The 21,399-nt window shown below is 62.8% G+C and carries 19 protein-coding genes; 15 read left to right on the top strand and 4 right to left on the bottom strand.

What is annotated here, in order from left to right:
* Positions 1-77: 77 nt before the first annotated feature.
* The gene (gene htpG, locus B5G34_RS12170; RefSeq protein WP_087337788.1) at positions 78-2,000 is read left to right on the top strand and encodes a molecular chaperone HtpG; all 1,923 of its coding nucleotides are present in this window, start codon (positions 78-80) and stop codon (positions 1,998-2,000) included.
* A gap of 50 nt (positions 2,001-2,050) precedes the next feature.
* Here htpG and B5G34_RS12165 read toward each other — a convergent pair whose 3' ends face one another.
* From B5G34_RS12165 to ybaK, 3 genes are all read right to left on the bottom strand, one after another.
* On the bottom strand, positions 2,051-2,521 hold the full coding sequence (locus B5G34_RS12165; RefSeq protein ID WP_087337785.1) for a hypothetical protein: 471 nt from the start codon (positions 2,519-2,521) through the stop codon (positions 2,051-2,053).
* Positions 2,522-2,620: 99 nt separating this feature from the next.
* Positions 2,621-3,460: a DUF4358 domain-containing protein gene (locus B5G34_RS12160; RefSeq protein ID WP_087337782.1), complete on the bottom strand. Its 840-nt coding sequence runs from the start codon at positions 3,458-3,460 to the stop codon at positions 2,621-2,623.
* Between the two features lie 81 nt (positions 3,461-3,541).
* On the bottom strand, positions 3,542-4,018 hold the full coding sequence (ybaK, locus tag B5G34_RS12155) for a Cys-tRNA(Pro) deacylase (protein ID WP_087337779.1): 477 nt from the start codon (positions 4,016-4,018) through the stop codon (positions 3,542-3,544).
* Positions 4,019-4,085: 67 nt separating this feature from the next.
* Between ybaK and B5G34_RS12150 the strand changes: the two genes are divergently transcribed.
* The 8 genes from B5G34_RS12150 (at position 4,086) to B5G34_RS12115 (ending at position 14,163) form a co-directional block, all read left to right on the top strand.
* Positions 4,086-5,126: a M42 family metallopeptidase gene (locus B5G34_RS12150; RefSeq protein ID WP_087337774.1), complete on the top strand. Its 1,041-nt coding sequence runs from the start codon at positions 4,086-4,088 to the stop codon at positions 5,124-5,126.
* A 117-nt stretch (positions 5,127-5,243) separates the two neighbouring features.
* On the top strand, positions 5,244-7,310 hold the full coding sequence (gene recJ, locus B5G34_RS12145; protein WP_087337771.1) for a single-stranded-DNA-specific exonuclease RecJ: 2,067 nt from the start codon (positions 5,244-5,246) through the stop codon (positions 7,308-7,310).
* A gap of 40 nt (positions 7,311-7,350) precedes the next feature.
* A complete protein-coding gene (locus tag B5G34_RS12140; RefSeq protein ID WP_087337768.1) occupies positions 7,351-9,582 on the top strand; it encodes a bifunctional (p)ppGpp synthetase/guanosine-3',5'-bis(diphosphate) 3'-pyrophosphohydrolase in 2,232 nt (743 codons plus the stop codon).
* A gap of 58 nt (positions 9,583-9,640) precedes the next feature.
* Positions 9,641-9,850, top strand: coding sequence for a hypothetical protein (locus B5G34_RS12135; RefSeq protein ID WP_087337764.1), 210 nt, complete (start codon positions 9,641-9,643; stop codon positions 9,848-9,850).
* Positions 9,837-11,048 (top strand): ATP-grasp domain-containing protein, encoded by a 1,212-nt coding sequence (locus B5G34_RS12130; protein WP_087337761.1) that lies wholly within the window; start codon positions 9,837-9,839, stop codon positions 11,046-11,048. Before B5G34_RS12135 ends, B5G34_RS12130 begins: the two co-directional genes overlap by 14 nt.
* The gene (locus B5G34_RS12125) at positions 11,045-11,749 is read left to right on the top strand and encodes an amino acid racemase (protein WP_087337758.1); all 705 of its coding nucleotides are present in this window, start codon (positions 11,045-11,047) and stop codon (positions 11,747-11,749) included. The genes B5G34_RS12130 and B5G34_RS12125 overlap by 4 nt, the downstream gene beginning before the upstream one ends.
* Positions 11,750-11,822: 73 nt before the next feature.
* Positions 11,823-13,349, top strand: a complete 1,527-nt coding sequence (murE, locus tag B5G34_RS12120) for a UDP-N-acetylmuramyl-tripeptide synthetase (RefSeq protein ID WP_087337755.1) — start codon at positions 11,823-11,825, stop codon at positions 13,347-13,349.
* Positions 13,339-14,163, top strand: a complete 825-nt coding sequence (locus B5G34_RS12115; RefSeq protein WP_087337962.1) for a QueG-associated DUF1730 domain-containing protein — start codon at positions 13,339-13,341, stop codon at positions 14,161-14,163. The genes murE and B5G34_RS12115 overlap by 11 nt, the downstream gene beginning before the upstream one ends.
* A gap of 67 nt (positions 14,164-14,230) precedes the next feature.
* On the opposite strand, the gene B5G34_RS12110 is transcribed toward B5G34_RS12115, so the two are convergent.
* Positions 14,231-15,196, bottom strand: a complete 966-nt coding sequence (locus tag B5G34_RS12110) for an HpcH/HpaI aldolase/citrate lyase family protein (protein ID WP_087337752.1) — start codon at positions 15,194-15,196, stop codon at positions 14,231-14,233.
* Between the two features lie 228 nt (positions 15,197-15,424).
* Between B5G34_RS12110 and B5G34_RS12105 the strand changes: the two genes are divergently transcribed.
* Genes B5G34_RS12105 through B5G34_RS12080 form a run of 6 tightly spaced genes read left to right on the top strand, consistent with a single transcriptional unit; the run spans position 15,425 to position 21,303 of the window.
* A complete protein-coding gene (locus tag B5G34_RS12105; RefSeq protein WP_087337749.1) occupies positions 15,425-17,695 on the top strand; it encodes a YceG family protein in 2,271 nt (756 codons plus the stop codon).
* 2 nt (positions 17,696-17,697) lie between these two features.
* Positions 17,698-18,852, top strand: a complete 1,155-nt coding sequence (locus B5G34_RS12100) for a toxic anion resistance protein (protein ID WP_343286571.1) — start codon at positions 17,698-17,700, stop codon at positions 18,850-18,852.
* A gap of 30 nt (positions 18,853-18,882) precedes the next feature.
* A complete protein-coding gene (locus B5G34_RS12095) occupies positions 18,883-19,464 on the top strand; it encodes a TerD family protein (protein ID WP_087337741.1) in 582 nt (193 codons plus the stop codon).
* A gap of 17 nt (positions 19,465-19,481) precedes the next feature.
* The gene (locus tag B5G34_RS12090) at positions 19,482-20,063 is read left to right on the top strand and encodes a TerD family protein (RefSeq protein WP_087337739.1); all 582 of its coding nucleotides are present in this window, start codon (positions 19,482-19,484) and stop codon (positions 20,061-20,063) included.
* Positions 20,064-20,077: 14 nt separating this feature from the next.
* Positions 20,078-20,683 carry a TerD family protein gene (locus B5G34_RS12085; protein WP_087337736.1) on the top strand — a complete coding sequence of 202 codons (606 nt, stop codon included), beginning with the start codon at positions 20,078-20,080 and terminating at the stop codon, positions 20,681-20,683.
* A gap of 14 nt (positions 20,684-20,697) precedes the next feature.
* The gene (locus tag B5G34_RS12080; RefSeq protein WP_087337733.1) at positions 20,698-21,303 is read left to right on the top strand and encodes a TerD family protein; all 606 of its coding nucleotides are present in this window, start codon (positions 20,698-20,700) and stop codon (positions 21,301-21,303) included.
* The last annotated feature ends 96 nt before the right edge of the window (positions 21,304-21,399 follow it).

Below are 21,399 nucleotides of genomic sequence, written 5' to 3'. Positions count from 1 at the left end.
ATAGCGTTAGCACTCGAGATGACTGAGTGCTAACGCTATGTTATTACATATAGTTTGATATACAGGAGGCATCCACCATGGCAAAGAAACAGTTCAAAGCGGAGTCCAAGCGCCTGCTGGACCTGATGATCAACTCCATCTACACCCACAAGGAGATTTTCCTGCGGGAGATCATCTCCAACGCCAGCGACGCCATGGACAAGCTGGCCTACAAGGCCCTCACCGACGACAAGGTGGGCCTGGACCGGTCGGACCTGAAGATCACCCTCACCCCCGACCAGATCGCCCGCACCCTCACCATCTCCGACAACGGCATCGGCATGACCAAGGAAGAGCTGGAGAGCAACCTGGGCACCATCGCCCGCAGCGGCTCCCTCCAGTACAAGGAGGAGATGGCCAAGCAGGAGAAGGCCGAGGGGGACACCACCGACATCATCGGCCAGTTCGGCGTGGGCTTCTACTCCGCCTTCATGGTGGCCGACCATGTCACCGTCACCTCCAAGGCCTACGGCGCTGAGGAGGCCTTCCGCTGGGAGTCCGACGGCGCCGACGGCTACACCATTACCCCCTGTGAGAAGGAGGGGGTGGGCACCGACATCGTGCTCCACATCAAGGCCAACACCGACGACGACCACTACGACGAGTATCTGGAGCAGTACCGCATCGCCGATCTGGTGAAAAAGTACTCCGACTACATCCACTACCCCATCGTCATGCTTATGCACAAGTCCCGCCAGAAACCCCGCCCGGAGGACGCCGGCGACGACTATAAGCCGGAGTGGGAGGACTACGACCAGTGGGAGACCCTCAACTCCATGGTGCCCCTGTGGCAGCGGCCCAAGAGTGAGGTCAAGAGTGAGGAGTACAACCAGTTTTATAAGGAGAAGTACGGCGACTGGGAGGACCCGCTGAGCGTGATCCACGTGTCCGCCGAGGGCACCGTGGAGTACAAGGCCATGCTCTACATCCCCTCCCACGCCCCCTACGACTTCTACACCCGGGAATATGAGAAGGGCCTGCAGCTCTACTCCTCCGGCGTGCTCATCATGGACAAGTGCGCCGACCTTTTGCCCGAGCACTTCCGCTTTGTCAAGGGCGTGGTGGACTCCCAGGACTTCTCCCTGAACATTTCCCGCGAGATGCTGCAGCACACCCGTCAGCTGAAGGTCATTGCCAACAACCTGGAGAAGAAGATCAAGGGCGAGCTGCTCCGCCTCCAGAAGGACGACCGGGAGAAGTACGAGACCTTCTGGAAGGCCTTCGGCCCCCAGATCAAGATGGGCGTGGTGGCCGACTACGGCGTCCACAAGGACCTGCTCAGCGACCTGCTGCTCTTCTGGTCCTCCAAGGACGGCAAGCTGACCACCCTGACCGAGTACAAGGAGCGGATGCCTGAGGACCAGCAGTACGTCTACTTTGCCTGCGGCGAGGACGCCGCCAAGCTGGACAAGCTGCCCCAGGCCGAGCGCATCCGGGATAAGGGATATGAGATCCTCTACCTTACCGCCGAGGCCGACCAGTTTGTGGTTAACGTGCTGGGTGCGGTGGATGGCAAGCCCTTCAAGTCGGTGGACGACGACGACGCTCTGCCCGAGACCGACGAGGAGAAGGCCGCCCTGGAGCAGAAGGCGGAGGAGAACAAGCCGGTGCTGGACTTCCTGAAGGAGACCCTGGGGGAGGACATCCATGAGGCCCGTCTGTCCCGGATCCTCAAGAGCGGCGCCGTGTGCCTCACCACCGACGGCCCCATCACCCTGGAGATGGAGAAGTACTTCCAGCGGATGGACCCGGACAACGCCGACAATATGAAGGCCCAGCGGGTGCTGGAGCTCAACCCCGATTCCGACGCCTTTGCGGCCCTGAAGCGGGCGGTGGCCGAGGACAAGGACCTGGCGGCCAAGTACGCCCAGCTGCTGTATGCCCAGGCTCAGCTCATCGCCGGCCTGCCCCTGGCCGACCCCGCGGGCTACACCGAGCTTGTGTGCTCCCTCATGAAGTAATGAATACAAAACAGGCCCCCGGTTCATGACGAACCGGGGGCCTGTTTCCGTTATCGCATGGAGAGGGCGCTCCATACCTTCTTCTGATTGGGGAACATCAGCCGGGGAGAGTTGCGCTTGGCGTAGCGCCGGGCCAGCTCCTGCCGCCGCTCCGGGGCCAGAAAGGGGACCAGGGGGAGGGCGTGGCCCTCAAAGGCGGTCAGAGAAGAGGCTATGGTGCTGTCCTTGGAGGGGGGATAAAAGAGCATCAGCTCCAGGGCCTGGTCGGCCAGAGCTCCGGCCTCCTCCGACGCATAATTTCCCAGCTGTTCTGCAAGAGCGGCCACCTGAGCGGTGAGCACGGGATTGAACTCCTCCATCGCGTAGGTCACCCGGGGGTTGCCCTGGGAGCGGAAGAAATTGCCCATGATTTCCCCTACGCTGGTGGCGCGGCTGCGCTCCAGCTTCTGTATAAAGGCGTCGTAGCCGGCCCGCATATCATCCAGAGTTTGACGGGCGGAGACCCGCGGCGTTTCATCCATGGAGATCCCTCCTTTTTTCCACATTATAGCGGCTGAGCGTGGAAAAAACAAGGTCCCGGCCTGTGAGGGCCGGGACCTTGTGAATTGCAGACGGGAAAATCAGCCCTGGGCCTCCACATAGGTGTGGAAAAGCTCCTCAGCCTGGTCGGCGTTCTCGCCGATGAAGAAGAGCAGATAGCCGTTCTCCACCACGGTGCGGGCATCCTGCACCTTGGGCAGGTGCTGGGAGAGGTACCAGGAGAAGGTGTCCTCCTGGCTCTGACGGTAGGCCTCCAGAGCGTCGGTCACCGCCTTCTCGTCGGCGCCCTCAGCCAGCTTGCCCACGATGACGGTGTCGGGGCTGGTGATCATGGGGAAGAAGGCCACCACCTGCTCGAACTGATCGGCGGGGATCTTGTAGGCGTCGGTGAGGGTGGTCACATCGGTGCGGTTGCCGAACATGGCGCTGCTCTCCATGATGGCGTAGGCCAGCTTGACCATGGGGTCGTTGTTGGGGGTGGTGATGGTCACGCTGCCGGTCTCGGTATCGGAGGTGACGGCGAAGCCTTCCATGCCCTCCAGCACGGAGACGGGCACATAGGTCACGCCGGCGTGGACCTCAGCGGTGGTGTTGACAGCCACGTCGTTGACCAGAATGGTGTTGGCCTCAAACTGGACGGTGATCTTGTCCTTGCCGAAGTTGAACCAGGACTCGTTGTTCTCCTGATCCCAGTAGGCGGAGCCGTGGTCGGCCTCGGCCACCAGACGCAGGGGCACCAGGTCGGTCCGGCTGGCGGCGGGGATGCCGGTGGTGTCCAGCTTCTCGCCGTTGAGGGTGATGGCAGTGGTGTAGCCGTCCACCTTGGCGGAGATGAGCACGGGGGTCTCAGCGGCCAGGGCGGGAACAGCCAGGGCGCCGGCCAGGGTCAGAGCCAGGGCGGCGGTACCGAATTTCTTCATCGTGGGGTCCTCCTTGCAAGTTTGTTGTCACAGGGATAGACGGACAAGGCTGCAAAAGGTTCCCCAAAACAGGAAAAATTTTTACTTTGTCACCGGAGCAAAGGAGCCCCGCACCAGCCCGGCCAGGGTCGCTGGGGCCACCTCCACCTGGGCGCCGATTTTGCCTGCGCTGACGGTGATGGTGTCCAGTCCCTCCACGCTCTGGTCAAAGACGGTGGGGAACTGCTTCTTCATGCCCACCGGGGAGCAGCCCCCGTGGACGTAGCCGGTGAGGGGGAGCAGCTGGGCCTGTTTGATCATCTCAATGGACTTTTCTCTCACCGCCTTGGCGGCGGCTTTCAGGTCCAGCTCCTTCAGCACTGGGATGACGAACACATAGTATTTCTTGCTGGCCCCCTGGGTCACCAGGGTCTTGCACACCGCCGCCGGGTCCTTGCCGATGAGGGCGGCCACGCTGGCGCCGTCCACTGCCCCGTCTGGGTGGGCGTAGTGGTGGGGGGTGTAGGGCACCTTTTTTTGATCCAGTACCCGCATTACATTGGTCTTTTCTTCGGACATGGTTGCATCGCTCCCGTGGTTTGGTATAAGATAGGGACATCATACTACAATCAAGGAGAGGACGCAAATGCTGGATACACAAAATTGTCAGGGCATTATGATGGACATTGCCAAGCGGCTGCTGGCCATCGACAGTCCCAGCGGATTTACCCAGAACGTGGTGCGGGAGGCGGAGCAGATCGCTCAGGACCACGGCTATGCCACCCGGCGCACCAATAAGGGCAACCTGATCGTGTCGGTGCCCGGCCGGGAGAAGGGCAAGAAGATCGGCCTGTGTGCCCATGTGGATACCCTGGGCCTGATGGTGCGCTCCATCACCGCCGACGGCATGCTGAAAATCACCAAGGTGGGCGGCCCCATCCTGCCCACCCTGGACGGCGAGTACTGCCGGATCTATACCCGAGAGGGCAAGGTATACACCGGCACCATTCTGTCTCTGTCCCCCGCCGTCCACGTCTATGACGACGCCGCCACCCGGCCCCGGGAGGAGAAGGAACTGGCAGTGCGCATCGACGAGAAGGTGAAGAGCAAGGAGGATGTGGAGAAGCTGGGCATCTGCGCCGGGGACTATGTGTGCTTTGATCCCAAGACCACCGTCACGGAGAGCGGCTTTTTGAAATCCCGGTTCATCGACGACAAGGGCAGCGCCGCCATCCTGCTCACCCTGCTGCGGCTGATGCACTTTGCCAAGGTGCGCCCCCGCTACGACACCGATGTGTGCTTTACCGTCCATGAGGAGGTGGGCCACGGCGGCGCTACCCTGCCTCCGGTGGACGAGCTGCTGGCGGTGGACATGGGCTGTGTGGGCGACGACCTAAGCTGCACCGAGTATCAGGTTTCCATCTGCGCCAAGGACAGCAACGGCCCCTACGACTATGAGATGGTGAGCCGTCTGGTGGAGCTGGCCAAGGACAACGGGGTGGACTACGCGGTGGATATCTACCCCCACTACGGCTCCGACGTAGCGGTGGCCTGGCACACCGGCATGGACGCCAAGGGCGCCCTCATCGGCCCCGGCGTACACGCCTCCCATGGTATGGAGCGGACCCATTTCGACGGTATGAAGGCCACCATTGATCTGGTGAGCCTGTATCTGGAGCTGGGCTGAGAAAAGCAGGCGGGCGGCCATGGAGGCTGCCCGCCGTTTTCTTCCAACCCCTTGTCACAGCGGAACGCATTTGATATAATTAAGGGTAATTTTAATGGGAAAGGACGGTGGCCGCCCATGAAATATAAACAATGGAATCTGGCGGCCAGCGATCCTGCCGGAGTAGCAGCCATGGAGCAGGCCGGCCTGCCCCCGCTGGCCGCCAGGGTACTGTGCGCCCGGGGGCTGGACACCCCGGAGAAGGCCCGTGCCTTTCTGGACGCCGGCCGGGGCCAGCTCCAGGACCCCCTGCTGATGCGGGATATGGACCGGGCCTCCGCCCGGCTGGCCCGTGCCCTGGCAGAGGGGGAGACCATCGCGGTGTACGGTGACTACGACGTGGACGGCATCACCTCCACCAGCCTGCTCACCGACTTCCTCCGCCGGGAGGGTGGAACGGTGATCCCCTATATTCCTGACCGGATGGAGGAGGGCTACGGCCTGAACACCGACGCCCTGGACACCCTCCATCAGGCGGGCGTTACACTGGTGGTAACGGTGGACTGCGGCATCACTGCCGTGGAGGAGGCCCGCCGGGCCAGAGAGCTGGGCATGGACCTGGTGATCACCGACCACCACGAATGCAAGGAACAGCTGCCCGACGCCCTGGCGGTGGTGGACCCCCACCGGCCCGACTGCCCCTACCCCTTCAAGTGTCTGGCGGGCGTGGGAGTGGCCCTCAAGCTGGTGCTGGCCCTGGGCGGGCCGGGCCGGCAGGCGGAGCTGCTGGAGCGGTACGCCGATCTGGCGGCCATCGGTACGGTGGCCGATGTCATGAGCCTCACCGGGGAGAACCGCACCATTGTGCGCCTGGGTCTGGAGGCCCTGCGCAATACGGGCCGCCCCGGCCTGAAGGCCCTGCTCCATCAGGCGGGCCTGGAGGAACGGCCCCTCAATTCGGTGGCCATCGGCTACACCCTGGCCCCCCGGCTCAACGCCTCGGGCCGGATGGGGTGCGCCGCCCTGGCCGCCGAGCTGCTGCTCACCGCCGACCCTGCCCGGGGGGAGGAACTGGCTGCCCGCCTGTGCGAGCTCAACCGGGAGCGGCAGACCATTGAGGCCCAGATCAGCCAGGAGTGTCAGGCCCTGGCGGAGGCCCTGCCCCAGGAGGAGCGGTACGCCCTGGTACTGGCCGGGGAGCACTGGCACCAGGGGGTGGTGGGCATCGTGGCCTCCCGCCTGGCGGAGAAATACTCCTGCCCCGCCTTCATGATCTGCCTTCAGGACGGCAAGGGCAAGGGCTCCTGCCGGTCCTTTGGCGGCTTCAATCTGTTTGCCGCTCTGGAGCACTGCGCCCCCCTGCTGGAGGGCTTCGGCGGCCATGAGCTGGCGGCGGGCTTCACCATTCTGGAGGAGAACATCCCCGCCTTTACTGCCGCCATGAACGACTACGTCCGCCAGTGCACCGGCGGCGCCGAGATGGTGTCCGCTTTGGATGTGGACTGCGCGGTGGAGGATGTGGGTATCCTTACCCTGGAGGGGGTGGAGGGCCTGGATCTGCTGGAGCCCTACGGCGCCGGTAATCCCAAGCCGGTCTTTTACCTCCAGGGCTGCCTTATCACTGCCCTCAGCGAGGTGGGTGGCGGCCGGCACCTGAAGCTCAAGCTGGCAGCCGGCGGCCGCAGCTTTGACGCCATCTTCTTTTCCGCCACCGCCGCCGAGATGGGGGTGGCCCAGGGAGACCGGGTGGATGTGGCCTTCACCCCCCAGGTCAACGAGTACCGGGGGTGGCGTTCCGTCCAGCTGCAGGTGTGTGACCTGCGCCCCGCCCTTACCCGGGCCCAGGCCGAGCGGGCCCTCTTTGAAAAGTTCCGCCGGGGAGAGGAACTGACCCAGCGGGAGGCGGCGGCTTTGCTGCCCACCCGGGAGGAGTTCGTGGTTCTCTGGCGCTATTTGAAGGGCCACGCCGGACAGTCTCCCCTGGAGGAGACGGCCCACCGGCTGGCCCGCAACATCGCCCGCTCCGCCGGACGGCGGGAGACTGTCATGCGCACCCTGGTGTGCCTGGAGGTCTTTGACGAGCGGGGACTCATCCGGCTGGAGCACACCACCGACCACCTGCACATCGCCCTGCGGGCGGTGGAGGGCAAGGTGGATCTGGACGACAGCTGGATCATGCGCCGCCTACGGGGCATGAGCGGTTAAGTGCCCCTTTATCTTTTAATTTCGACAGGAGGTGCCCTGTATGGACCCCATCCTGGAGCGTTATCAGGCTCTCGAGGACAAAATCAAAACATACAACCCGGCGCTGGACACCCAGCGCCTGTTCAGCGCCTTCACCTACGCGGACAATGCCCACTCCGGGCAGCTGCGCAAGGACGGATCGCCCTATATCACCCATCCCCTGGCGGTGGCCGAGATCGTGGCCGAGCTGGAGCTGGACACCGACTCCATCATTGCCGCCCTGCTCCACGACTGTATCGAGGATACCGGCTCCACCCATGAGGAGATCGCCAAGCTCTTCGGCGCGGTGGTGGCCGACCTGGTGGAGGGCGTCACCAAGCTGACGAGGGTACAGTATACCTCCAAGGAAGAGGAGCAGATGGAGAACCTGCGCAAGATGCTCATGGCCATGGCCAAGGACATCCGGGTGATCCTCATCAAGATCTGCGACCGGCTCCACAATATGCGCACCATGGAGTACCAGTCTCCCAAGAAGCAGAAGGAGAAGGCTCTGGAGACCATGGAGATCTACGCCCCTATCGCCCACCGCTTAGGTATGCAGCGCATCAAGTGGGAGCTGGAGGACACCTCCCTGCGCTACCTGGACCCGGTGGGCTACAAGGAGATCTCCGATGAGCTGGCCGCCCGTTCCGCCGCCCACGAGGAGTTCCTGGCCACCGTCCAGCGGCGCATCCAGGAGCGGCTGGACGCCGAGGGCATCCACTGTACCATCTACGGCCGGGTGAAGCACGCCTACTCCATCTACCGCAAGATGTACACCCAGAACAAGACCATGGACGAGATTTTCGATCTCTACGCCTTCCGGGTCATTGTGGACGACATCTCCGAGTGCTACAATGTGCTGGGCGTGATCCACGACCTGTTCAACCCGGTGCTGGGCCGGTTCAAGGACTACATCGGCACCCCCAAGCCCAACGGCTATCAGTCCCTTCACACCACCGTCATCGGCCGGGACGGCATCCCCTTCGAGGTGCAGATCCGCACCTGGGAGATGCACCACACCGCCGAGTACGGCATCGCCGCCCACTGGAAGTACAAGCAGGGTATGGCCAACGCCAAGCTGGGTACCGAGGAGGCCTTTGAGTGGGTGCGCAAGCTGCTGGAGAGCCAGCAGGACGTGGACGCCGAGGAATTCGTGCGCACCATGCGGGTGGACCTGTTCTCCGACGAGGTCTTTGTGTTCACCCCCCGGGGCGACGTTATCAACCTGCCCGCCGGGGCCACCCCCATCGACTTTGCCTACAACATCCACTCCGCCGTGGGCAACCACATGACAGGGGCCAAGATCAACGGCCGCATGGTCACCTTCGACACCCCCCTGAAAAACGGCGACATCGTGGAGGTCATCACCTCCAAGTCGGCCCACGGCCCCAGCCGGGACTGGATGAAGATCTGCAAGTCCAACGAGGCCCGCAACAAGATCCGCCAGTGGTTCAAGAAGGAGCGCCGGGAGGAGAACATCGCCACCGGCCGGGCCTCCTTCGAGTCGGAGCTCAAGCATGTGGGCCTGTCCCTGGCGGCCATCACCGCCGAGGATGTGCTCCCCTTCATTCTCAAGAAGGTGCGCTTCGGCACCCTGGATGAGCTGTACGCCGCCATCGGCTACGGCGGCATGTCCGCCCAGAAGGCGGTGGTGCGGGTCAAGGACGAGATGACCCGGCTCAACCGGCTCCACGCCGAGCAGGCCGCCGCCGAAAAGACGGCCCAGCAGGCCGATGCCATCTATCCCGCCACCGGCAATCCGCCCCCCGTGCCCGTCAAGACCGGTAAGCACGACCAGAGCGGCATCATCGTGGAGGGCATCGACAACTGCCTGGTGAAGTTCGCCAAGTGCTGCACCCCCGTGCCCGGGGACCCGGTAGTGGGCTTCATCACCCGGGGCTTCGGTGTGTCGGTCCATCGGGCAGACTGCCCCAACGCCTCCCCAGAGAAGCGCAAGCCGGAGGAGGCAGGCCGCTGGATCAAGGTGTCCTGGGCCACCGGGGAGCTGGCCACCTACCGCACCTCCCTGGAGATCGCCGCCAAGGACCGGGACGGCCTCACCCTGGATGTGGCCATGGCCCTGTCCACCATGAAGGCCAAGACCACCAGCCTGTCCGCCCGCTCCATGCCCGACGGGTACGCCACCGTCAGCATTGTGCTGGAGGTGAAGGACCACACCGAGCTCACCGCCGTCATCAACAAGCTGGGCCAGATCCAGGGCGTGTATCAGGTGAAGCGCGCCGCTGGATAACAAGCCGTCTGCGGTCCGTTCCCGACGGCCCGTTTCCGCGTCATAAAGGAGAGAGACTATGACGATCCCTGTTACCGCGCCGGACCCCGAGCTGGACCGGCTGCTGTCCCGGTGCTTCGCCGGAGGCGAGGTGCTGCGGCGGGAGCTGCGGCTCACCGAGACCCAGGCCGCCTACGTGGCGGGACATTACTGCGCCCAGGTCATTCCCATGGGCGAGCATTGGTATGAGATTAGCTTTCAGGAGGCATTTTACAATGGCTGCAATTAACTTTGTGCCCGTGCTGCTGGGCTCGGACATCAACGCCTACAGCATGGCACGGGCCTTCCACGAGGCCTACGGCGTCAAGTCGGTGGTGTACGGCATGTACCCCGCCAGCGTGTGCGCCGGCAGCAAGATCATTGACTACCGGGTGCGGGAGAACAACGACCGGGTGGACAAGGTGCTGGAGAACGTCACCGAGGTGGCCCGGGAGCACCCGGACAAGAAGATCCTGGTGCTGGGCTGCGGGGACAACTACCTCAACTCCATCTCCGCCAACCTGCCCAACTATCCGGAGAACGTCATCGCCCCCTATGTGGACCTGTCCATGCTGGAGACCCTGATCCACAAGGAGAAGTTCTACGAGCTGTGCGATCAGTACGGCATTGACCGCCCCGCCACCTATGTCTACCACAAGGGGGAGGGCCACGGCTTCACCCTGCCCTTCGAGGGCCCCTTCGTGGTCAAGCCCGCCGAGTCGGACACCTACTGGAAGCATCCCTTCCCCACCCAAAAGAAGGCCTACGTCCTCCAGACCCGGGAAGAGGTGGACGCCGTCATTGACGACATCTACAACGCCGGCTATGAGGACTCCCTCATCATCCAGGACTTCATCCCCGGCGACGACAGCTACATGCGGGTGGTCACCAACTACTCCGGCGCCGACGGCAAGGTGCGCCTCATGTGCGTGGGCCACGTGCTGCTGGAGGAGCACACCGCCCACGCCATCGGCAACCACGCCGTCATCATCACCGAGCCCGAGCCTGAGCTGTGTGAAAAGCTGAAAAATTTCCTGGAGGCCATCCGGTTTACCGGCTTCTCCAACTTCGACATCAAGTACGACCAGCGGGACGGCAAGTTCAAGGCCTTTGAGATTAACTGCCGCCAGGGCCGGTCCAACTATTACGTCACCGGCGCGGGCTACAACCTGGCCAAGTGCCTGGTGGAGGACCGGGTGCTGGGCCGTGAGGGCAAGCTGACCATCGCCAAGAACCGGCACCTGTGGTGGGTCATTCCCCCCAAGGTGGCCTACGACTACGTCAATCCCAAGTATCACGAGGAGATGCGCACCCTGGAGTCCCGGGGCGCCGTGGTCAACCCCCTGTTCTATAAGCCGGACAACGGCCTGGTACGTACTCTGCGCATCATGAAGGGCCAGCGCCGTTATGTGGGCTGGTATGCCTCTTGTATGGAGAAAGTTAGATGAGTGAACAGAGATTGGGTATCCTGGGCGGCATGGGCCCCCAGGCCACCCAGGACTTTTATCAGCGCATTCTGGACAAGACCGACGCCTCCTGCGACCAGGAGCACCTGCCCACCCTGATCTGGAGCGACACCTCCATGCCCGACCGCACCACCGCCATTCTGGGGGGCGACGCGGAGGGCTGTTACCGGCGGCTGCTCTCGGGAGCCCGGCTGCTGGAGGGGGGCGGCTGCACCGTGCTGGCCATTCCCTGCAACACCTCCCACTACTTTGCCGACCGGCTCCAGGAGGATATCTCCATCCCCCTGGTCCACATGCCCCGGGAGACCGTGGGTGTGCTGACGGCGGAGGGCAAGCGCAAGGTGGGTATACTGGGTACCGACGGCACCGTCCAGACCGGGGTGTACCAGAAGGAGTGCGCCGCCCAGGGCCTGCTGGGAGTCTCCCCTCCGGAGCAGATCCAGAAGCTGGTCATGAGCATCATCTACGACGAGATCAAGCGGGGGGAAAAGGGCTCCCGGGAGAAATTCGCCGTCATTGACCGCTGGCTCCGGGAGGCCGGGTGCGACAGCGCCATTCTGGCCTGTACCGAGCTGAGTGTCTACCGTACCTACCACGGCCTGCCCGACTACTATCTGGACGCCATGGACGTGCTGGCCCAGCGGTGTATCACCGCCTGCGGCTACAAGCTGCGGATGGTATGAGGCAACAAAAGGGCGGGCGGCTGACAGCCGCCCGCTTTGCGCAAAACTTACTTTCACATGGTGGTGAACTGAAATGACCGATCTGCGCCGCCCCCTGGGCGACTATGTGCAGCTGCTGCTGCGCCATGACCTGCTGGTCCAGAAGGGCCCCATCCCCGCCGACCTGAGTGCGCCGGTGGCCCTGGTGTCCTGTGATTCCCAGGTGGTCATCCCCCACACCCTCTTCGTGTGCAAGGGGGCCAAATTCAAGGAGGACTACCTGCGCCAGGCCATGGACAAGGGCGCCTTCGTGTACGTCAGCGAGACCCCCTATCCCAACGTGCCCCTGCCCTGCCTGCAGGTCACCGATATCCGGCAGGCCATGGGCCTGCTGGCCGACCTCAGCTACGGCCACCCCTCCGGCAAGCTGACCATCACCGGCATCACCGGCACCAAGGGCAAGACCACCACGGCCTACTATATCAAATCCATCGTGGATACCTGGCTGGCTTCTCAGGGCCACCGGGAGAGCGCTCTGCTGTCCACCATCGTCACCGACGACGGCCTGGAACGCAAGCCCGCCAAGCTCACCACCCCGGAGCCTCTGGACCTCCAGCGCCACCTGTCCAACGCCGTCACCGCCGGGGCGGACTACCTCACCATGGAGGTATCCTCCCAGGCCCTGAAGTATGGCCGTGTCATTGGAGTGGATCTGTCCTGCGCCGTCTTCCTCAACATCGGGGAGGACCACATCTCCCCGGTGGAGCACCCCGATCTGGAAGACTATCTCCAATCCAAGCTGCTCATTTTCCGGCAGGCGAAAACCGCCTGTATTTCCATGGACTGCGACCACGCCGCTGAGGTGGCCTCTGCCGCCGCCCGGTGTGAGCGGGTGATCACCTTCTCCCAGAAGGACCCCGCCGCCACGGTGTACGGTACCAACGTCCGCAAGGAGGGCAACCAGATCGCCTTCCATGTCCGCACCCCCGACTATGAGGGGGACCTGGCCATCTCCACCCCCGGCCTGTTCAACGTGGAGAACGCCCTGGCCGCCGTGGCGGTGGCCTGCGCCTACGGCATCCCTCAGGAGGCGGTGAAGGAGGGCCTGGTAAAGGCTTTCGTCCCCGGCCGCATGGAGCACTATGTCAGTGCCGACGGCCAGATCTCGGTCATCGTGGACTACTCCCACAACGGCATGAGCCTGCAGAACGCCCTGCGCTCGGTGCGGGCGGAGTACCCCGACCGGCAGCTGACGGTGCTCTTCGGCTGCACCGGCGGCAAGGGCATCGACCGCCGGGAGGGTATGGGCAACGCCGCCGGTGAGTGGGCCCACCGCATCATCCTCACCGAGGACGATCCCGGCCCCGAGGAGGTGGAGGACATCTGCGCCGATATCGGCGTCTTCCTCAAGCGGTGGAACAAGGACTACACTGTCATTCCCGACCGGGAGCGGGCGGTGGAGACCGCCATCCTGGAGGCCCAACGTCCCGCTGTGGTGCTGCTGGCGGGCAAGGGCTGCGAGACCGCCCAGAAGCGGAAGAACGGCCCCGAGCCCTGCATCCCAGACGGGGTGCTGGCCCGGCAGGCCCTGGACAAGTACGACCGTGACCATGCTCAATGAGGCTTTTGCCGCCGCAGGCGCCGCCGCCTGGGGCGGCTTGCCGTTTTCGGAACTGGCGGAAGATATGCCCCCAGCGGCTATTGTAAAGGTGGAGGAGCTGTGCCCCAGCCCCCGCACGGTGCTGGTGGCCGCCTTCCCCTACTACGCCGGGGAGCGGCCGGGCAACCTGTCCCTCTATGCCCGGGGGCGGGATTATCACCAGGTGGTCACCGGAAGATTGAATACGATCTGTAATTTTTTGAAAGAGAAATACCAGAATGGGGCGTTTTTGCCCGCCGCCGACAACTCTCCTCTGCCCGAGCGGCAGGCGGCCTGGCGGTGCGGCATTGGCCTGCGGGGGAAGAACGGGCTGGTGATTTTGCCCCCCTACGGCTCCTATGTGTTCCTGGGGACCATCCTCACCGACGTAGAGGTGGACCTGCCCTCCCGTACCCCATCTGCCCACTGTGTGGGCTGCGGCAAGTGTCTGATCGCCTGCCCCGGGGGCGCCCTGGAGGAGGCGGGGGTGGACCTGGACCGCTGCCTGTCCGAGCTGACCCAGCGGAAGGGGGAGCTGACGGCGGATCAGGGAGCCCTGCTGAAGAACCACCCCCTGATCTGGGGGTGCGACACCTGCCAGCAGGTGTGCCCCTACAACGCTGCCCCCGCCCTGTCCCCCCTGCCCGAGTTCCGGGAAGGGCTGGTGGACGCTCTGGAGGGGGCCGACCTGGAAGGGCTCACCAACCGGACCTTTCGGGAGAGGTACGGCGACCGGGCCTTTGCCTGGCGGGGCCCCGCCCCCCTGCGGCGCAACCTGGAGGCACGGGGGGAGTGATTCCCGGCCTCATAACATGAAAATGCCCGGCTCCCATGGGGAGCCGGGCATTTTTATATGCAAAGAGTTATTCTTCCCGAACGCCGTAGGCCCGGGCCAGGTGGAGGATGCGGTTGGCCCAGTTGGAGTGGGTCTTGAACTCGTCCATGCGGGTGGCGTCAGGGCTGGCGGAGACCAGCAGGCCGGCGTCCCGGTCCCAGCCCAGGATGTGGCAGGCGTCCTCATAATCCCGGCAGGATACCTTCAGCATGTCGTTGACCACGGGGATCTGATTGGGGTGGATCACCGTCTTTCCCACAAAACCGCTGAGCAGGTCCTGGGCCAGCTCCCGCCGCAGGCCGGCCTCCCAGCCCTCCCCGGCGAAGTACTCCCACACCGGGCCGGAGACCACATACTCTGTGGCGAAGGTGGTGACGATGTCGATGAGCAGGTGGGCCACCGGCCTGACGTCGTAGATGGTGTCGCGGACCGACCTGCGCAGGCCGAAGGCGTGGGACAGGTCGTTGCCCCCCACCCGGATGTTGAGGATGCGGTCGGACACCGTCTCCAGCTGTTCCTTCACCCGGGCCAGGTTCTGATAGCGGGTGGACAGGTCGATCATGGCGGCGGCCTCAAAAATGGGCATGTACCGGTACTCCGGCCACCGGAGGGAGATCTCCCGGATGGCCTGGATGTAGTCAGCGCAGTTGTCCACAAAGAATTTGGGCAGGATAAAGCCCCGCAGAACGGAGGCAAAGGGGCTGTAGCGCTCCGCCAGCTTTTTCAGCTGCTGGGGGCTGCGCACCCGGATAAAAATCAGGGGAAGGTAAAATTCCTGCCGGGCCTTGTAGCGGCTGATCTGCTCCAGGGTGTGGAAGAGCGCCTCCTCGGCCTCCTCCACCGCCCCCTCCGCCACCGTGTCCTCCAGGCAGAAGGCCAGGGAGAAGGGCTTGGGGTAGCGCTCATCCCGCAGGGCGTCGGCAATGCTCTGGTGGGCGTTGGCCGGGCAGTACAGCAGGGCGCCCACGTCGTAACCACTGATGGGTGGAACCATTGATATCCCTCTTTTGTGCAGCGTAATCCTCCCCGCCGGCGGCAGGGATACAGGCAAGCTTATATATTCTACCACAAACCGCGGCGGAAGGAAATGGACAGTCCTGCCTCTGTGTTTGGATTCTGTCACCAAATCCTGACAGAAATCCTAGGGCATGCCTGTTGAAAAATATCAGGAAGATGCTATAATATAACATATTTTAAGAAATGGTTGGGGAAGTTTGCCGTGATGCTGAAACGTGTGGAGCCGGGACAACTGAATGACTTCTTCCTTCCCCTGTCCGGCCGCCGGGAAAAGGGTGTGTATTTCTGCCGCATTGCGGGGTACAGCCCCGAGGTGGAGGCCTTTGTGAAGCAGTATTACGAGGCCGCCCGGCGCAACGGCGTCATCATCGACGGCAGGATCCCCAACCCGGACACCAATCAGCTGGCTTACTTCTCTGAAATGATGGGCGCTCAGTTCCAGATGGCCCCCGCTTTTCTGGACCAGCGTCTGGCCAAGTGGCTGCCCCGGATGTCCCAGGGACAGCGGGAGACGGTGGTGTCCGCCATTTATTCTACGTTACAGGACATGCAGCGCAGCGGCAAGAACGAGAACATGCTGCGCAACGCATATATCAAATACATGTGCTGGCTCTACTACAAGTTTGAGCGCATTGTGAACCAGCTGGGCAGCGAGACCCTGCCCAAGATCCTCTATGACGGCTCGGTGAGCCACTACGAATTACAGCTGCTGCTGGTGCTCTCCCGGGCCGGGGCGGACATCGTGCTGCTGGAGCGGGCGGGGGACGGCCCCTACCTGCAGCTGGACAGCCAGTCCGCCTGGACCACCCTCTGGCAGACTCCCGATATGACCCCCTTCCCCGAGCAGTTCAATCTGAAATGGCTCCAGCAGGAGCTGATGAAGCAGGCCAACCGACAGCGGCTCTACGGCACGCCTCCCGCCGTGACCAACTGCACCAACGCCTGGATGAAAAAGCCCCAGCTGGGGGAGGTGCTCACGCCCTTCCGGGATCGGGGAACGGACAGCCGCTTTTTCTGTAATGCCTTTCTCTTCCAACACGGCGTGGAGGACAAGCTGCTCTTCTCCAACGACCTGTTTACCTTCTACCAGCAGCTCAAGAGCGAGGGACGAAGGGTGTGCCTGCTCAACGGCGGCATCCCGGCCCCCACGCCGGAGGAGATCTCCGCCATCCGGCGGCAGAACTACCAGAACGCCGACCAGCTGGCGGCGGGGCTGGTCCCCAACATCCAGTATCCCGAGAGCGCCGACCTCCAGCGGCTCATGGTCAAGGCCTTTGTGGACCTGATCCTGGAGGAGTCCAAACACTGTGAGGGCTCCCTCTCCCGGCTGACCAACCGGGCGGTGTACCTGCTGGTGTGGCTCAGACGCTACCAGAAGGAGCTCTTCGGCCGGTGGAAGATGCCGGAGGTGGCCGTCTTCCTCCTCTTCGGCAAGTGCGCCTCTGCTAACGAGGCCCTGTTCCTGCGGTTTCTGGCCCGGCTTCCGGTGGATGTGGTGCTCCTCATCCCCAACCGGAACGAGGGCTGCACCCTCAGTGACCCCACCCTGCTGACCCTGGAGTTTGGGGACTCCCTACCCATGGAGCGCTTCCCGGGGGAGCCCTCTCAGGTGCGGGTGAGCACAGCCGCCTACCAGGCCGAGCGGGACCTGGATACCCTCATGTACCAGGACAGCGGTATGTTCCGCAACCAGCAGTATCAGCGGGCCGAGACCGTGACCCTGCGCACCATGTATGAGGAGATCGCCCTGCTGTGGGACCAGGAGGTCAAGTACCGCCCCAGCTTCACGGTGCTCAACGATACCGTCACCATCCCGGTGCTGCTGGCCAAGGTATGCGGCGTGAAGGACGGGCAGACCGGCCCCTACTGGCAGGAGCTGAAGAAGCTCATCACCCCGGATACCACGGTGGTGCGGGGCCTGCCCTGGCTGACCGGGCTGGACGCCAACCCCATCAAGCCCTTTGTCACCCAGTTTTTGCAGCACGGGCGGGTTTTGAAGAACAAGATCAAGGCCCACAAGGCCTATCCATACAGCATCCTGCGGCCCGAGATGCAGGAGCACCTGCTGGACAAGGTCCAGCTGATGCTGGACCAGCGGATCATTGCCGGCACCTATGAGAACGGCACGGAGTACACCGTGCTGGCCACGGTGCTCAACCTGAGCAAGGACCTGCTGCGCAGCATCCAGAAGTTTGACTTCACCAAGAAAAATCCCAAGCTGATCCTGATCAACACCACGGAGAAGATCCTCTCGCTGGAGGACAGCATCCTGGTGGCTTTCCTCAACCTGGTGGGCTTTGACATCGTCTTTTTCGTGCCCACCGGCTACCAGTGTGTGGAGAAATATTTCCCCCAGGGATACGTCAACGAGCTTCAGACCGGAGAGTACCTGTACGACCTGTCGGTGCCCGATTTCCGTACTCTCCAGGAAGGTGGCTTGAGTTCCATTAGAAAACTATTCGGAAGGAGCTTATGAAGATGGGATTGGATTTTACACGACCCGCCGCCAGCCCGGCCCCGGTTCAGAGCCAGCAGGGCGCTTCCCTGCCCGCGGAGCAGGAGAACTACCAGCAGTATGACATTGTGGCCGACCGCCAGCAGATGAACCAGAGCCTGACCAATTCCCCGGAGGTGGATCGGCTGGCCAGCCAGATCGAGGTATACAACCTGGAGTCCATTGTCTCCTTCGGCGCCGGTGCGGCGGAGGAGATCTCCAAGTGCTCCGATGTGGTGCTCAACAGCATGAACATGTCCCAGCTGGACGAGTCCAGCGCCATGCTGGTTACTCTGGCCAAGATCATGGACAAGTTCGACATTGAGGAGATCAAGGAGAACCCCGGCTTCTTCGGCAAGCTCTTCGGCAACCTGCGCAAGCAGCTGGACAAGATCCTGGCCAAGTACCACACCATGGGCGAGGAGGTGGACAAGATCTACGTCCAGCTCAAGCAGTACGAGTCGGAGATCAAGCAGTCCAACCGGAAGCTGGAGGAGATGTTCCGGGCCAACGTGAACTACTATCACGAGCTGGTGAAGTACATCCTGGCCGGCGAGCAGGGCTGCCGGGAGCTGGAGGCCTATATCGCCCAGCGCCAGGCCGACATGGAGGCCAGCGGCGACAACTCCATCCAGTTTGAGATCACCACCCTGAACCAGGCCCTGATGATGCTGGAGCAGCGCACCCAGGACCTGCGGACGGCGGAGAACGTGGCCATGCAGGCCATCCCCATGATCAAGACCATGCAGTTCAGCAACATGAACCTGGTGCGCAAGATCAATTCCGCCTTTATCATCACCCTGCCCGTGTTCAAGCAGGCCCTGACCCAGGCCATCATGCTCAAGCGCCAGCGCATCCAGGCCGAGGCCATGTCCGCCCTGGACGAGCGCACCAACGAGATGCTGCTGCGCAACGCCCAGAACACCGCCGAGCAGTCCAAGATGACCGCCCGGCTGGCCTCGGGCAGCTCCATCAAGATCGAGACCCTGGAGAAGACCTGGCAGACCATCGTCTCCGGCATCGACGAGACCCGCCAGATCCAGGAGAATGCCCGCAAGCAGCGTGTTGAGGACCAGAAGCGCCTGGAGACCATCAAGGCAGATTTCAATGCCAGATACAGCGTACCCGACCGCAAATAACCACCATTCAAAAAGAGGAGGTTCACAGTTATGCCCATCAATCTGACCAAGGGACAAAAAGTAGACCTGACCAAGGGGAATCCCGGACTGACCAAGATCGTGGTAGGCCTGGGCTGGGACGTCAACGCCTATGACTCCGGCGCTGCCTTCGACCTGGACGCCGCTGCGTTCATGACCAACGCCGCCGGCAAGTGCCCCACCGAGAAGGAGTTCGTGTTTTACGGCAATCTGGAGCACGTCAGCGGCTCCGTCAAGCACATGGGCGACAACCTGACCGGCGAGGGCGACGGCGACGACGAGCAGATCGTGGTGGACCTGTCCAAGGTGCCCGCCAATGTGGAGCGTATTGCCTTCACGGTGACTATCTATGACGCCGACGTGCGCAACCAGAATTTCGGCCAGGTCTCCAACGCCTACATCCACATCCAGGACATGGCCAGCGGCGCCGATCTGATCCGCTACGACCTGGGGGAGGACTTCTCCATCGAGACCGCCATCGTGGTGGGCGAGCTGTACCGCCACAACGGCGAGTGGAAGTTCAACGCCATCGGCAGCGGCTTCCAGGGCGGCCTGGCGGCTCTGTGCGGCCACTATGGCATCGAAGTGGCGTAAAAAAGGAGGAAAACACTATGCCTGTCAGTCTGAAAAAGGGCCAGAAGGTCAGTCTTACCAAGGATAACCCCGGTCTCTCCCGCGTGGTGGTGGGCCTGGGCTGGGACGTCAACGCCTTTGATACCGGCGGAGCCTTCGATCTGGACGCCGCCGCCTTCCTGCTGGGGGACAACGGCAAGGCCGGCCGCAGCGAGGACTTTGTGTTCTACGGCAACCTGAAGGACCCCTCCGGCGCGGTGGAGCATCTGGGCGACAACCTGACCGGTGTGGGCGACGGCGACGACGAGCAGATCAAGGTGGATCTGACCCGGGTGCCCGCCAACGTCTCCCGGGTGGCCTTTACCGTCACCATCTATGAGGCGGAGGAGCGCCGTCAGAATTTCGGCCAGGTGAACAACGCCTTCATCCGCATCTATGACGAGACCAACGGCCAGGAGCTGCTGCGCTACGACCTGGGGGAGGACTTCTCCATTGAGACGGCGGCGGTCTTCGGCGAGCTCTACAAGAACAACGGCGAGTGGAAGTTCAACGCCATCGGCAGCGGCTACCAGGGCGGCCTGGCGGCCCTGTGCGCCAACTACGGCATCGACGTGGAGTAAAAAAGGAGGCTGCTATGGCAATCAGTCTTGAGAAAGGCAGGAAGGTCAATCTGCAGAAGAAGCAGAATGCCGGTCTGGGAGAGATCCTGGTGAACCTGAACTGGAACACCAAGCCGGCCAAGCAGGGGTTTTTTGCCAGCCTCATGGGCCCTAAGGGGGGCATTGACCTGGATCTGGGCTGCCTGTACGAGCTGAAAAACGGCAGAAAGGGCACGGTCCAGGCTCTGGGAAACGCCTTTGGGTCTTTGCAGCGGGAACCCTACATTTCCCTGGACGGGGATGACCGGACGGGGGCGGTAACCACCGGCGAGAACCTGCGTATCGACGGCAACCGGATCGCCGAGATCAGGCGTATCCTGGTGTACACCTTTATCTATGAGGGTGTGGCCAACTGGCAGCAGGCAGACGCCACGGTGACCATCAAATATCCCGGCGCCGAGGACCTGATTGTAAAAATGGACAGCTATGATTCCAAACAGATCATGTGCGGCCTGGTGCTGCTGGAGAACCAGAACGACGAGACCTTCAGTGTAGAGAAGATCGTGCAGTTCTATCCGGGACATCAGGCGCTGGACCAGGCGTTCCACTGGGGACTGCGCTGGACGGCAGGACGAAAATAAGGAGGTAAAAGACGATGTCTGTCAGCTTGCAGAAAGGCCAGAAGGTCAGCCTGACCAAGGAGGGCCGGGAGGGCCTGAACAAAGTGATCGTGGGACTGGGCTGGGACGAGGCCCAGCGCTCCAAGGGCGGCCTCTTGGGCGGCCTGTTTGCCGCCAAGCCCCAGGCCATCGACTGTGACGCGTCCGCCCTCATGCTGAAGGACGGACATCTGGTGGACGGCAAGGATGTGGTCTACTTCGGCAACCTGAAGCACCGCTCGGGCTCTGTCATGCATATGGGCGACAACCTGACCGGCGCCGGCGAGGGCGACGACGAGCAGATCATGATCGAACTGGAGCGGGTGCCCGCCGAGTACAACCGCATCGTGATGGTGGTCAACATCTATCAGGCGGTGCAGCGGCACCAGAACTTCGGCATGATCCAGAACGCCTTCATCCGCATCGTGGACGGCCGCAACGGCCAGGAGCTGTGCCGCTACAACCTGTCCGAGAACTATGACGGCATGACCGCCATGATTTTCGGCGAGGTGTACCGCAACAACGGCGAGTGGAAGTTCAACGCCGTGGGACAGGCCACCACCGACCCCGGCCTGCCTGAGCTGTGTAAGCGCTACTACTGAGCCTCTGACCGGGGCAAACACCCTGGACAACGAAACGCATGACCAGGAAAGAGAAGCGAATCATTGCATTGCTTCTCTTTTCCTGTGTCTATAGGA

Source organism: Flavonifractor sp. An82 (assembly GCF_002159265.1).
Taxonomy (GTDB): domain Bacteria; phylum Bacillota; class Clostridia; order Oscillospirales; family Oscillospiraceae; genus Flavonifractor.
The sequence above is the reverse complement of the archived record's forward strand: the minus strand, read 5'-3'. Positions and strand labels throughout refer to the sequence as shown.